Annotated in this window: 12 protein-coding genes and 1 riboswitch; of the genes, 6 read left to right on the top strand and 6 right to left on the bottom strand. The window is 31.4% G+C overall.

Going from position 1 to position 12,863, the window contains the following annotated elements; translation table 11 throughout:
• Window positions 1-47: 47 nt before the first annotated feature.
• The 3 genes from RH82_RS07405 to RH82_RS07395 all read right to left on the bottom strand — a co-directional run bounded on the left by RH82_RS07405 (window position 48) and on the right by RH82_RS07395 (window position 3,200).
• Window positions 48-842: an ABC transporter ATP-binding protein gene (locus RH82_RS07405; protein WP_034059423.1), complete on the bottom strand. Its 795-nt coding sequence runs from the start codon at window positions 840-842 to the stop codon at window positions 48-50.
• Between the two features lie 168 nt (window positions 843-1,010).
• Window positions 1,011-2,027 (bottom strand): FecCD family ABC transporter permease, encoded by a 1,017-nt coding sequence (locus RH82_RS07400; RefSeq protein ID WP_034059420.1) that lies wholly within the window; start codon window positions 2,025-2,027, stop codon window positions 1,011-1,013.
• On the bottom strand, window positions 2,028-3,200 hold the full coding sequence (locus RH82_RS07395; protein ID WP_034059762.1) for an ABC transporter substrate-binding protein: 1,173 nt from the start codon (window positions 3,198-3,200) through the stop codon (window positions 2,028-2,030).
• Between the two features lie 191 nt (window positions 3,201-3,391).
• Window positions 3,392-3,600: riboswitch (cobalamin riboswitch) on the top strand.
• Window positions 3,601-3,627: 27 nt separating this feature from the next.
• Between RH82_RS07395 and RH82_RS07390 the strand changes: the two genes are divergently transcribed.
• Together RH82_RS07390 and RH82_RS07385 are read left to right on the top strand one after the other, a co-directional pair.
• A complete protein-coding gene (locus RH82_RS07390; RefSeq protein ID WP_034059418.1) occupies window positions 3,628-5,463 on the top strand; it encodes a TonB-dependent receptor plug domain-containing protein in 1,836 nt (611 codons plus the stop codon).
• A 22-nt stretch (window positions 5,464-5,485) separates the two neighbouring features.
• A complete protein-coding gene (locus RH82_RS07385; protein ID WP_034059416.1) occupies window positions 5,486-6,538 on the top strand; it encodes a hypothetical protein in 1,053 nt (350 codons plus the stop codon).
• A 130-nt stretch (window positions 6,539-6,668) separates the two neighbouring features.
• On the opposite strand, the gene RH82_RS07380 is transcribed toward RH82_RS07385, so the two are convergent.
• Together RH82_RS07380 and RH82_RS07375 are read right to left on the bottom strand one after the other, a co-directional pair.
• The gene (locus RH82_RS07380; RefSeq protein WP_034059413.1) at window positions 6,669-7,379 is read right to left on the bottom strand and encodes a Dph6-related ATP pyrophosphatase; all 711 of its coding nucleotides are present in this window, start codon (window positions 7,377-7,379) and stop codon (window positions 6,669-6,671) included.
• Complete coding sequence (locus RH82_RS07375) at window positions 7,369-8,790, bottom strand: S41 family peptidase (RefSeq protein WP_034059411.1); 1,422 nt, start codon at window positions 8,788-8,790, stop codon at window positions 7,369-7,371. Before RH82_RS07375 ends, RH82_RS07380 begins: the two co-directional genes overlap by 11 nt.
• 124 nt (window positions 8,791-8,914) lie before the next feature.
• Between RH82_RS07375 and RH82_RS07370 the strand changes: the two genes are divergently transcribed.
• The 4 genes from RH82_RS07370 (at window position 8,915) to RH82_RS07355 (ending at window position 11,357) form a co-directional block, all read left to right on the top strand.
• Window positions 8,915-9,424: an RNA polymerase sigma factor gene (locus RH82_RS07370; RefSeq protein ID WP_034059410.1), complete on the top strand. Its 510-nt coding sequence runs from the start codon at window positions 8,915-8,917 to the stop codon at window positions 9,422-9,424.
• The gene (locus RH82_RS07365) at window positions 9,411-9,884 is read left to right on the top strand and encodes a hypothetical protein (RefSeq protein ID WP_034059409.1); all 474 of its coding nucleotides are present in this window, start codon (window positions 9,411-9,413) and stop codon (window positions 9,882-9,884) included. Before RH82_RS07370 ends, RH82_RS07365 begins: the two co-directional genes overlap by 14 nt.
• Window positions 9,885-10,018: 134 nt before the next feature.
• Complete coding sequence (locus RH82_RS07360; RefSeq protein ID WP_081979212.1) at window positions 10,019-10,615, top strand: DUF4252 domain-containing protein; 597 nt, start codon at window positions 10,019-10,021, stop codon at window positions 10,613-10,615.
• A 199-nt stretch (window positions 10,616-10,814) separates the two neighbouring features.
• Window positions 10,815-11,357: a DUF4252 domain-containing protein gene (locus RH82_RS07355; protein WP_034059408.1), complete on the top strand. Its 543-nt coding sequence runs from the start codon at window positions 10,815-10,817 to the stop codon at window positions 11,355-11,357.
• Window positions 11,358-11,451: 94 nt separating this feature from the next.
• Here the strand turns inward: RH82_RS07355 and purB are convergent, their stop codons facing one another.
• Complete coding sequence (gene purB, locus RH82_RS07350; protein WP_034059406.1) at window positions 11,452-12,795, bottom strand: adenylosuccinate lyase; 1,344 nt, start codon at window positions 12,793-12,795, stop codon at window positions 11,452-11,454.
• Window positions 12,796-12,863: the final 68 nt, after the last annotated feature.

Raw genomic sequence — 12,863 nt, 5'->3', positions numbered from 1 at the left:
CATCAATCGATCCCAATTCTGAATAGCATAAATAGTACAGAGCAGTTTTACTTCTTTACTCTAAAACTTCCAATTTTTTCATCAAAAACAATCATATCTTTAGGAAACAGGTTAGAAAAGGCTCCTTTTTCAATTAAATGACAAGGAGAATCGCTAACAATGTTGTCCTTAGACATCACAATCATACTATCGCATAGTTGAATCGCCAAATCTATTTCGTGAGACGAAAATAAGATGGTTTTACCAGTTTCTTTAGCAAGCTTTTGTAGTAATTTTAGAATGTAGACTTTGTGGTACATGTCTAAATGTGTTGTGGGTTCATCTAAAACAATTAAATCTGTGTCTTGGGCTAAAGCACGCGTGATCATTACTTTTTGAAGCTGTCCATCACTAAGTTCAAAACATTTTTTGTTTTTTAAGCTTTCAATATTTGTTTGAGAAATGGCTTTATTTACTGTTGAAATATCATTTTCAGATAAGTTACCAACCCAATTAGTGTACGGTTGTCTTCCTAATGCAATAAGCTCGAAAACAGATAGGTTTTTAGATACAATTTGTTCGGTTAAAACCAAGCTCATTGTTTGTGCTAATTCTATGTTACTGTAGGTTTTTAGAGGTTTGTTATTTAAATATATAGCTCCAGATAACTTTGGTTGTACTTGAGTTAATGTTCTCAATAATGTAGATTTACCAATACCATTTGCACCAACTAATCCAATTAATTGGCCTTCTTTTAATTCTAAATTAATATTTGAAGCCACAATAGTTTCAGCCTTGTTAGACTGATAGCCAATGGAAAGGTTTTTTGTTTGTAAGATGATATGTTGGTTTTTTTCTTTCACTTTTATTTTTAACTCACTATTGTTATTATTTTAATAATGCCGCTTCGCGCTTTTTGTAAAATTTTCTGAATTTTACAATAGTAAAATCCACCTTTCTTCAGCTGTAGGAAAGGAGCTAAAATCAAATTTCATAGTTTTCTTCTAGCTTCTTTTCTCTTTTTTCTATTCCTAAAATATCATTTTACGTTTTCTAACTAACAACCAAATTACAACAGGAGCGCCAATTAGAGAGGTTATAGCATTAATTGGTAAGGTGTAATCGCTAGTTGGTAGTTGCGCAATACTATCGCAAACGAGCATAACAATTGCACCAATTAAAAATACTGCTGGTAATAGTACTTTATGATTTGAGGTATTAAAAACTTGTCTTGTAATATGCGGAATTGCCAAGCCTATAAACGCAATCGGTCCCGCGAACGCAGTTATGGTGCCTGCGAGTAAACTCGTTGCAATAATAATAATTAAGCGACTTTTCTTAATATTTAAACCTAGACTTTTTGCATAATTTTCACCAAGTAATAAGGTGTTTAATCCTTTTATTGAAATGATACTCATAACTATTCCGAAGCTATAAATAATAAAGAAAATACCAAGTTCGTTCCATGATAAGTTACCTAAACTTCCAAATCCCCAAAAAATGTATTGTTGTAATTGTTCGGCAGAAGAAAAGTAGGAGAGTACACTTACTATAGCAGCTGTAATACTGCCAAACATAAGCCCAATAATTAATATAGCCATGGTGTCTCTAACTCGAGAAGAGACAATTAAAACAGCTAAAAGTACAAGGAAACTTCCTAGACTTGCTGCAATAACAATGCTCCATTTCGAAATTAAAAGTGTAGAAAAAAGGCCTCCAAAAATCCCTGCTCCTAAAATTATTAGTGCAACACCTAAACTAGCTCCAGAACTTATACCCAGAACAAACGGTCCAGCTAATGGGTTTCTAAATAACGTTTGCATTAATAATCCGGAAATTCCCAAACCGGAGCCAACCAAGATTGCTGTAAATGCTTTTGGTAATCTATAATTTTGAATGATATAGTTGTCTGCAGTGCCTATTAAACTTTCAAAAATTGATTTAAAAGGAACAGAAACAGAACCTAAACTAATATTAGCAAAAAAACAAAGTATTAATAACAGGAGTAATACTAAAAAAGGAACTTTATATGTATTAGTATTTGGCAATTATTTTAATGGTTTAAAAAAGTATGGTGTGTAATCTGGTAATAGTTCAGGATGACAGATTTTAATAATGTCTTTGAGTACTAGATCTGGTCTTGCAGTTCCAAGTTCGTAATATAAAACGCCTCCAGTTTTTCCAGTAGTGTTAGAAAAAGTATAAATATTTTTGTTTTTAAAAGCATCAAATTCTTTGTAGTGTTGGTTCGCTCTTTCAAGCGCTTCAAAACTAGGGTAATAAGAAGGGCTTAACCATAACTCGGCAGTTTTAGCTTTATTAAAAACAACCTCAAAATTCAAGGCCAAACTACCGCTTCCAGTTGTTTCGCTCCATAAATAATTTACATTTGCATCTTTTAATATCTGTGCTTCTGAACTTGTTCCATTTGGTAAATACCAAATATCTTTATGCATTGCTCCACATAAAACAGTTGGTTTATTAACGACTTTTGCTGCAATTTTTTTTGCTTCTAAATATTCTTTTTCAATTTGATTAAAAATAGAATCAGCTTTTTTCTCTTTTTTATAGAGTACACCAAAAAACTTAATCCATTCTGCTTTTGCCAAAGCCGATTTCTCAACCCAATCACCATTATAAATAACAGGAACGCCAGCTTTTTCTATGGTATTAAAGGTTTTATTGTTTCCGTCTATACCATAACCTATAACTACATTTGGATTTATATCTAGTAAAACTTCGGTGTTTATACCTTCATTTTTTCCAAGCTCTCTAATGTCGTTATTGTCAATTCTTAATCTGGTTTTTTCAGAAGACACATAATCTGTTCCAGGAAAACCGACTAAAGTTTCTTCTACTCCTAAAAGTTCTAGTGCAGGAATGTGTGTGGTAGACGTGACTACTATTTCTTTAATTGGAGTAATAATTATACCATCGTAGTCCTCCTTATTATAAATACTACTTTCTAATTGGGTTTTATCTAGTAAAAGGTATTTGTATGTTTTTTCCGCATTTGGCCAAGGGCTACTAATTATAATAACCTTAGCTTTCTTGTCGTTTATTACTTTAAAACCTTCTGCGTATTTATTTATACTAGGTTTTACTTCTTCTATGCTATTGGTTTCTAAAAAATCATCAGGAGCGATTTTTTTTTCTTCTTTACAATTTAGGATCAATAAAAATAAAAAAAGAAGAGGTAATAGAGTTTTGCTTTGTAACATTTGTAACATTTAGTTAAATGAAATTTTTATAAATTTATATAAAAATTCAGTCATGCATAATAATTCAAATTTAACACTATATATAGTAGGAGGCATTATTTTACTACATTTTTTAGTTGGTTTTATTTTTCTTATTTACAAAATGAATAAGAAAAACTAATTTTCATTAGTCTGTATTTAAAAAAGAATCTACTTTTGTACAGAATTTTGGTTTGACTTCGCAAAAAAGCGAATTCGATTAAAAGGGAATCAAGTTAATATCTTGAACTGTTCCCGCAACTGTAATCTAAGTTCACGTTTGTGAACGCTTGTTATCATCCTTCAAGTCACTGGAAATAATTTCTGGGAAGACAGATAATAAGACGAGAGTCAGGAGACCTGCCAATTTCAATGTCAAAAAAATCTTCGGGAGAAAGATTTTAAGATTATGAAACAAAGCACTCTATTTATAATATTTGTAATTCTTGGTTTTTGCTGTATGGCTCAAACAAAGTTAGATTCTATCCAGAAATTGGACGAAGTAACTTTGAGTGATACAAAGTTGAAAACATTTTCAAACACACAGTCTGTTTTAAAACTTTCTGATAGTATTATAAAAAAAGGAAATCCCTTATTAACTCATTTATTAAACAATAACAGTACTATTTACTTTAAGGAAAATGGATTTGGCATGGTTTCTTCTCCATCATTTAGAGGAACCACAGCGCAACAAACAGCGGTTATATGGAATGGAATTAATATTAATTCTCAGCTTAATGGACAAACCGATTTTAGTACTGTAAATACCAAAATATTTGATGCTATAGATGTTAGGAGTGGAGGAGGAAGCGTTTTGTATGGAAGTGGAGCAATTGGAGGATCTATTCATTTAAATAATAAGGTAACATATAAAAATGAAAACACACATTACGTCGGTATTGATTATGGAAGCTTTAGCACTATTAACAGTACATACAAAGGTCATTTTTCTAATAAAAGACTGAGTGTTAATGCGAATGTTAGTTATTTACAATCTGCTAACGATTACGATTATGTAAATAGTAATAATACCAACTTAAACGGGGCGTTTTACAGTAATAATATAGGGCTAAACTTAGGCTATAAAATTAATGATAAGAATATATTAAAAGCATACAGTAATTATTACGATGGTCAGCGTAATTTTTCATTACAAGTGTCTACAGAGACACCTTCGAAATACAAAAATAGAGATTCTAGACATTTAATAGAATATTTAGGCCTTTTTCGTGATTTTACTTCAAAACTTAAAGTTGCTTATTTAACAGAAAGTTATAAGTATTTTTCTAATACAGAAAGAGACTCTTATACAGATGGTGGAGTAAACACCCTAGTTTTAAAATATGATATAAGTTACAAATTAGCTGATAATATTACCATTAATCCAATAGTGGATTATACACAAAGTATAGGAGAAGGGTCAAGTATTGAAAGGGTTAAACGAGATATTACAGGCTTTAATTTATTATTAAAGCACACAATAGGTTCTCGTTTTTTATATGAGATTACTACAAGACAGGAAGTAACTAATAATTACGAAAGTCCTTTTTTGTATAGTCTAGGTTTAAAATATGAGTTTTCTGATTTTTACACATTATCGGTTAATGGTTCTAAAAATTATAGAGTACCAACTTTCAACGATTTGTATTGGCAAGATGGAGGCAATCGAGAATTAAAACCAGAATCATCTTATCAATTAGAACTAGGAAACAAATTCACCTATAAAACAATAGATTTATCTGTAGCAGGTTTTTACAACGATATTACAGATATGATTAGATGGTTACCAACTACTACTGTATGGAAACCTGTAAATACAGATAACGTAAAAACGTATGGTATTGAATCCAGATTAAATATAGAAAAATCAATTAATCAACACCATTTAACTTTAACTAGTACTTATGCTTATACGGTTTCGGAAGATCAAGAGCGCAAAAAACAGCTTATTTACGTGCCTTACCATAAAGTAACTGCAGCTTTGGCATATAACTATAAACGCTTGTCGGCTTATTATCAATACCTATTTGTAGGAGAAGTATTTACGCAATCAGATAACAACGAGAAATTTAATTTAAACGCTTATTATCTCTCAAATGTTGGTATGGATTACACGCTTGGAAATACTAAGAGTTTCAAAGTAGGAGCTCAAATCAACAACATATTTAATCATAATTACCAAAGTGTTTTAGGGCGGTTTATGCCTGGTATTCATTTTAACACCTATTTTAATTTTAATTTTTAAACACTAATAAATAAATATTACAATGAAACAATTTAAAAAAGTATTACTCTTAACATTAGCAACTGCATTCTTTTTAACATCTTGTAGTAATGACGATGACATGACAACACCAGTATCTGTGCCCTTAGGAGCTTATGATAATGGCTATTTTGTATTAAATGAAGGTGGCGGTAGTTCTGTAACAAACTCTATAACTTTTGTTGGTGACGATGGTACCACAACAGAAGACGTTTTTAGAATTGAAAACCCAGATGCAGAAGAAATGGGGATCTTTGTTCAAAATATCTTTTTTGACGCTACAAGAGCTTTTATTGTTGCGGGAAGTGGATCGATAACAGTTGTTAATCGTTATAGTTTTGAGTACATCACTACTATTAGTACAGATTTAGAGAGCCCAAGATATGGAGTAATAGTAAATGGGAAGGCTTATGTTACTAACAATGCAAGTTTTGCATCTGTAACAGATGATTTTGTAACCGTAATTGATTTAACAAATTATTCTACTTCTCAGGTTTTAATTGGTAATTATTTAGATAGAATTGCTGCCGTTGGAACCAAAGTAATAACAACTAATAATCAATATGGATCAGAGCATTCGGTTTCTGTTATAGATACGAATACGTTAGCGGTTACAGATATCGACTTAGGAGCAGGTAATACATCTAATTCAATAGTTGTAAATAATAATGATGTTTATGTTTTAACGGGCTCAGGTAAATTTATGGAAATAGATTTATCATCTAATGCAATTGCAAATACGTTAGAAATTCCAGCTTCAATTTTGGGTACTAAAAATCTAAATATTGATAATAATACGGTTTACTTTACGTCTGGAGCTTCGGTTTATGGTTTTGGGTTAGGAGACACAACAGTTTCAATAACACCAATTTTAACTTACGAATCTAATTCAGCTTTTGGAGTAATGTATGGGTTTGCTGTTAACAATGATGTAATTTATATTGGAGATGCAGGAGATTTTGCTTCTAACGGATCTTTTTACGAATATTCTACAACGGGAGATTTACTATCTACTAACGTTGCAGGACTTGGACCAAACGGATTCTACTTTAATTAAAGAAATCAACAGTAAACCAATCAAGTTAAAAGCTGAAAATAATAATAGTTTACGTTAATAACTAAATTTATAATTAATCAATAATTCCAAATCAAACCATTAAAAAGCCTGCATTTTTGCAGGCTTTTTTTTATAAAATTAAATCACAAAACCAAAAGCCAGTTTTACCGGAATCGCAAACTGAATCTTCAGTTTTTGGAGTATTGTATTCTCTGTATATTTTGTCTCCAATGGCGAAAGAAACTGGAGATGTAAATATTGGTCCATCATAACAAAAGGTATGGAATTCACCATTTTCTCCACAAGCATCTACACCTTTTGGTAAACTTTCAATAAGCGCCCTTGTAATGGTTTGTCCAACAAAATCTTCAGAAAAATATTTAGCATTAGCACAGACAATTATGGCTTTAAAACCTAAGTCTAAAAATTCAATAATAAGTTCTTTAGTGTCTTTTTTCCAAAGCGGGAAGACCGTTTGTATATTAAATGGCGCTAAATTAGCCTCTCGATATTTTTTTAAATCTTCAAGAAAGATATCGCCAAAAGCACTATGTGTAAACTGTTCGTCTTTTAAACCGTTTACAGTTTTACTCATAATAGTTTCGTAATCTGCCATACTGGGTTGTTCGGGCAATTCAATAATTTCTAAAGGAACACCAATAGCTTCCGTTTGTGCTTTTAAAAGAGAAACTGGTAAACCGTGCATGGACACACGATTGTAATGCGAGTTAACAGACGTTACTAATTTTTCTACAGAATATTTCGAATCTTGAAGTAAATAGTAAAGAGCTAAAGCAGAATCTTTTCCAGAACTCCAATTAAAATAGGTTTTAACGCTCAATGTACATTTCTTTTTTATGTGGTAATAAATCGTTGCTATCAAATACTGTTTCAGCAGCTTTGCTTACTGGTACATGCGATAAACGATTAGTGGCAGCAATATGCGCTAAAGCCTCAGCTAAAAGTGGTTCGTTAGCATTTCCTAAAATGCCAAAATTATTTGTTTGTTCTTCTATTTCTAAACCCATACTTGGTATAATCCCTGCGGCAGGCACTTGCGTATCGTTTTTATTTACAGTTATTGCAACTAATGGCTGCATAGCATAAGTATGATTTGGGTTTGCTTCGGTTCTAGTGAAATTTGGAGAATCGTAAAGTGTTATTGAAGCTTGAGATTTACCAACAGTTTGTGTGCCAATTTGTATAACATCTATATAAGCGCCTAAACTATTAATAACCATTTCACTCGCTGAAGCCGAAGATCCTGTTGCTAAAACATAGACTTTGTTTAGGTTTAAGCTATTTAGTGCAGAGCCTTCAATGTTATCTACAAATGTGTAATTAAAATTGTTGCCTTGTTGTATGCTGTTGTATTGTAGTTTTGCATAAACCTGGCCAGAATATTGACCGGTAACTAAACTACCTAGAAGTGTTGCTGTGTTTACCGAACCTCCAGGGTTATAGCGAAAATCGAGTACTAAATGCTGTACATTATTAGCTTGAAATTCACCAAAAGCAGCATTTAAGGCGCTATCAAAATTCCCTACAAAACCATTATACATGAGATAGCCAACATTTTCGCCTTCGACTTGTAGGATTTCTGTTTTAAAAATCGGATTTTCTACGTATTGTATTCTTGAAAGGTTGATGGTGTTATTTGTAGCGTCGACAGTATCATCATCTATATCGGGCGTTCCATTAGTGTTATAGGTAGCAAAATTTAAGGTGAGATTATCCTGACCCAAAAGTGTTCTCCAATTACTAATAGTTAAGGGTGTACTATTAACAGCATTAAATAAATCGCCTCTTTGTAAGCCATTCGTTTCCGCGCTGGTATTTGGTAATACAAAACGTACTATTCCATAAAGTTCATTACCGCCAGGTGTGTAACGTGTTAGTCCAAATTCCATTCCATTTGATTTTGTAATGCCATCAAATTGTTGCTCAAGAGCGATGTAATCGTTTACGATCCAACTAAATTTATCTGTGTTTGTTCTGTCGTAAATTAGGCTTTCAAATAAAGCTTCGGGTGCATCAAAACTATTTAAATACGTATCAAAATTACTGCTATTGGCTTTGTCCTCAATTAGATCGGGAACTAGATCTCTATATAAATAATAGGAATCCATACCGCGATAGACAAAACTATTAATGTCTAATGTACTAATTGGGTTATCATCTTTATCTTCAAAACAACTTGTAACGAGTATAGATAATAGTAATAAAGCTAAAAGTGATTTGGGTGTTTTCATAATAGTAATGGTTTCTTTTTCAGCTTAAAAGTACTTACTTTTATTTTAATAGAATATTTAATTAAAATATTTTGTAACAAAATAGATATTGGTTCGTCGTAATAACATAAACCAACCAAATTAAATGACGCAGTCGGAGTTTTTAAATATTGTGACACCTTTTAAGGATAAGGTCTTTAGACTAGCAAAAAGATTGCTTGTGTCTAGAGAAGAGGCTGAAGATGCAACACAAGAAGTTTTAATAAAACTGTGGAAGAATAAAGCGAAGATAAAGGACTATAAAAATATTGAAGCATTTTCGATGACAATGACAAAGAATTTTTGTTTCGATAAGTTAAAGTCTAAGCAAGCACAGAATTTAAAAATTGTACATAGTAATTATCAAGATCATAATGTTTCGCTACAAAAGCAATTAGAAATAGACGATAGTCTTGATTGGGTTGGAAGAATAATGGAAACATTACCACAACAACAAAAAATGGTAGTACAATTAAGAGACATAGAGCAATACGATTTTAAAGAGATTGCTGAAATGCTTGATATGAATGAAACTGCAATACGTGTCGCTTTATCAAGAGCAAGAAAAACAATAAGAGAAAAATTAACTAGCACACATAATTATGGCGTTAAATAATATAGAAAATTTACTAGAAAAGTACGAAAACGGAGAGACATCACTAAAAGAAGAGCAGCAGTTAAAAGACTATTTTTCAAGCGACACTGTAGCGCCACATTTAGAAATGTATAAGCCAATGTTTAACTATTTTTTGGTAAATCAAGAAGAACAGTTTACTAAACAACTACCACTACAAACTAAAAGAGTATTCAATTACAAGTGGTTATCTGTTGCAGCAGTTGCGGTTCTTATGGTGTCTATTTTTATTAATAATCCTCTTAATTTAAATGCGGAAACAATTTCTGAAAGCGATAAAATTGAAATTAACAATGCTAAAGAAGCTTTAGCAATCATGTCTAAACATCTTAATCAAGGCACAGCTCAAGTAAGCTACTTAGGTGAAATTAATAAAGCTAGCAAACAAGTAGATTATTTAAAAGAGATTACTAATCCTATGGATCGCTTATTAAAAAGATAGTTCACTTAAAACAAATTAAAAATTAACAAATAAAACTAAAAAAATGTACTAAGCGTAAAATGAATTTAAAAACTAAAAACAAATTCTAAAACGCGAAATCATTTTTACAATACTAACAATTAAAATCAAAAAAAATGAACACAATAAATAAATTAAACACAATGAAAAAATCTGTAATTGTATTTGCTTTAGCAATACTACTAATGCCATTAACAGCAATGGCTCAAAGCGATATATTTGATAAATATAGCGACAACGACAATGTGACTTATGCTTCTATTAAGCCTAAAATGTTTCAAATGTTAGCGAAAATTAATGTGGAAACAGACGATAAAGAAGCACAACAATTTATGGATATGGTAAAAAGTATTACCAGTTTTAAAACCTTAGCAACAGACGATAAAGCGGTTGCAGGAAATATAGCAAAATGGGTAAAATCTCGTTCTAGTTCTTTAGAAGAGTTAATGGAAATTAAAGATGATGGAATGGTTGTGAAATTCTACGTTAAAGAAGGTAAAAACGAAGATCATGTTGCAGAGCTTTTAATGTTTGTTAATGGATTAGATGCTATTTTAAAAGATGCAGATATTTCAATTAATGGAAAGAGTAGAGGAATGCAATCTGTATTGGTTTCTTTTACAGGAGATATAGATTTAAACCAAATCTCTAAGCTTATTAACGCTTTCGATTTACCAGGAGGAAAAGAATTAGACAAAAAAAATAGGAAGTAATCAGTATCTAAAATCATTAGTTAAATGCTGTGATCTTGTTAATATTTTATCACAAAATAGAATTATTATATAGCACAGCATTTGACCATTGAAAACAATATAAATAATCACATGAAACGCCCTTGTTAATATTTTATATTCAAATATAATTATTATTGCGAACAGCATGTGTCCTTTGAAAAACAATATAAATAATCACATGAAATCAATTATAAAAACCGTTTGTTTAAGCCTTTTATTAGCTCTTGCTTTGGTAAGTTGTAAAGATGAAGCATCAATACAAAACTACTTTGTAGCACATCAAGATTTACCAGACTTTAAGCAAATAGATTTAGCAGCAAACCTTGTAGATCTTTCTGACACAGAGTTAACAGAAGCCCAACAAGAAACAGTTAAAAGCTTTAAAAAAATAAATTTTATAGGCTATAAAATTAATGATGGTGATATGGTTGCTTATAAAGTAGAGTTAGAAAAAGCGAAGCAAATTTTTAAAAATAAAAAGTATAGCGAGCTTATGGAGTTTAGTTCTGACGGTATGAAATTTAGAATTAATACGTTAGGAGATGATGATACTGTCGATGAAATTTTAGTGCTATTAAGTTCTAAAGGTACAGGATTTGGTATTGCACGAGTTCTTGGTGATGATATGAATCCAGAAAAAATGGTTGAGCTATTTAACACCATCCAAAGTGCAGATGTAGATAACAACCAAATTAAAGATCTTATGAGTTTCTTTAAATAAGTTTTTTTAAAGCGTTTATATAGTTTTACATGTTAATACAACAACAAAAGGCTTATCGAGAGATAGCCTTTTGTTGTTTAAATAAAAGAGTAACTTATATTCCAGTATAATTACTTGGCGAAATTGCTTTTAATTCTGTTTTAATAGCATCACTAACTTCTAAAGTATCAATAAAATTAGATATGGACGTTTTAGTAATCGCTTCGTTAGTTCTTGTTAAACCTTTTAGTGCTTCGTAAGGATTTGGATAGGCTTCACGACGCAAAATGGTTTGAATTGCTTCAGCAACTACAGCCCAATTATTTTCTAAATCTTGAGCGAATTTAGGTGCGTTCAGTAATAATTTATTTAAGCCTTTTAAAGTCGATTGAAAACCAATTAACGTATGTCCAAAAGGGACACCAACATTACGTAATACGGTACTATCTGTTAAATCACGTTGTAAACGTGAGATTGGTAATTTTGCAGATAAATGTTCGAAAATTGCATTTGCCAAACCTAAATTACCTTCAGAGTTTTCAAAATCTATAGGGTTTACTTTATGTGGCATTGCGCTACTCCCTACTTCTCCAGCTTTAATTTTTTGCTTAAAATAATCCATAGAAACATAAGTCCAAACATCACGATCTAAATCAATAATAATGGTGTTAATACGTTTTAAGCAATCGAATAAAGCAGCCATATGGTCGTAATGCTCAATCTGTGTTGTTGGAAAAGAATGTTGTAAGCCTAATTTTTCTTGTACAAAACCAGCTCCAAAAGCGCGCCAATCTATATTAGGATATGCTACTTTATGTGCATTAAAATTCCCTGTTGCACCACCAAATTTAGAAGCACTAGGGATATCGTTTAATAAATTAAATTGTGCTTTTAAACGGACAACAAATACTTCAATTTCTTTACCTAAACGTGTTGGGGAAGCTGGCTGACCATGCGTTCTTGCCAACATTGGGATATCTGCCCAATCGTTAGATAATGCTTCAAGTCGTTTTAATAATTCAAAATAACGAGGCACATAAACGTCGTTCATTGCATCCTTTATACTTAAAGGAATTGCTGTATTGTTAATATCTTGAGAGGTTAACCCGAAGTGGATAAACTCCTTAAATTTTTCCAAGCCTAACTTATCGAATTCCTTTTTTATAAAGTATTCAACGGCTTTTACATCATGATTTGTAACACTTTCAATGTCTTTAATCGCTTGCGCATCTTCGGTAGAAAAGTCTTTGTAAATTTTGCGTAAATCTTCAAAAACAGAAGGGTTAACACCTTCTAATTGTGGTAAAGGCTGTTCGCAAAGGGCAATAAAATATTCTATTTCTACTAAAACGCGATATTTTATAAGGGCTTCTTCCGAAAAATAATCACCTAATACTTCAATTTTATTTCTATAACGACCATCAATTGGGGAGATGGCACTTAATGCAGATAATGACATAGTTTGTGCTGTTTTGTTTCAAATTTTGAAAGGCATAAAGATAGTTAACAAAGTTAGAAGTTAAGAGT

It is taken from the genome of Lacinutrix jangbogonensis (assembly GCF_000797445.1).
Lineage (GTDB): Bacteria > Bacteroidota > Bacteroidia > Flavobacteriales > Flavobacteriaceae > Lacinutrix > Lacinutrix jangbogonensis.
Note: the sequence above shows the minus strand (reverse complement) of the source record. Positions and strands in the feature narration are given on the sequence as shown.

What these genes read in the sequence shown, in the direction of transcription:
- RH82_RS07375 (WP_034059411.1), bottom strand. Translation starts at nt 8,790, where the DNA reads ATGAAAACACCCAAATCACTTTTAGCTTTATTACTATTATCTATACTC.
- RH82_RS07355 (WP_034059408.1), top strand. Translation starts at nt 10,815, where the DNA reads ATGAAATCAATTATAAAAACCGTTTGTTTAAGCCTTTTATTAGCTCTT.
- RH82_RS07370 (WP_034059410.1), top strand. Translation starts at nt 8,915, where the DNA reads ATGACGCAGTCGGAGTTTTTAAATATTGTGACACCTTTTAAGGATAAG.
- RH82_RS07365 (WP_034059409.1), top strand. Translation starts at nt 9,411, where the DNA reads ATGGCGTTAAATAATATAGAAAATTTACTAGAAAAGTACGAAAACGGA.
- RH82_RS07385 (WP_034059416.1), top strand. Translation starts at nt 5,486, where the DNA reads ATGAAACAATTTAAAAAAGTATTACTCTTAACATTAGCAACTGCATTC.
- purB (WP_034059406.1), bottom strand. Translation starts at nt 12,795, where the DNA reads ATGTCATTATCTGCATTAAGTGCCATCTCCCCAATTGATGGTCGTTAT.
- RH82_RS07390 (WP_034059418.1), top strand. Translation starts at nt 3,628, where the DNA reads ATGAAACAAAGCACTCTATTTATAATATTTGTAATTCTTGGTTTTTGC.
- RH82_RS07395 (WP_034059762.1), bottom strand. Translation starts at nt 3,200, where the DNA reads ATGTTACAAAGCAAAACTCTATTACCTCTTCTTTTTTTATTTTTATTG.
- RH82_RS07360 (WP_081979212.1), top strand. Translation starts at nt 10,019, where the DNA reads ATGAACACAATAAATAAATTAAACACAATGAAAAAATCTGTAATTGTA.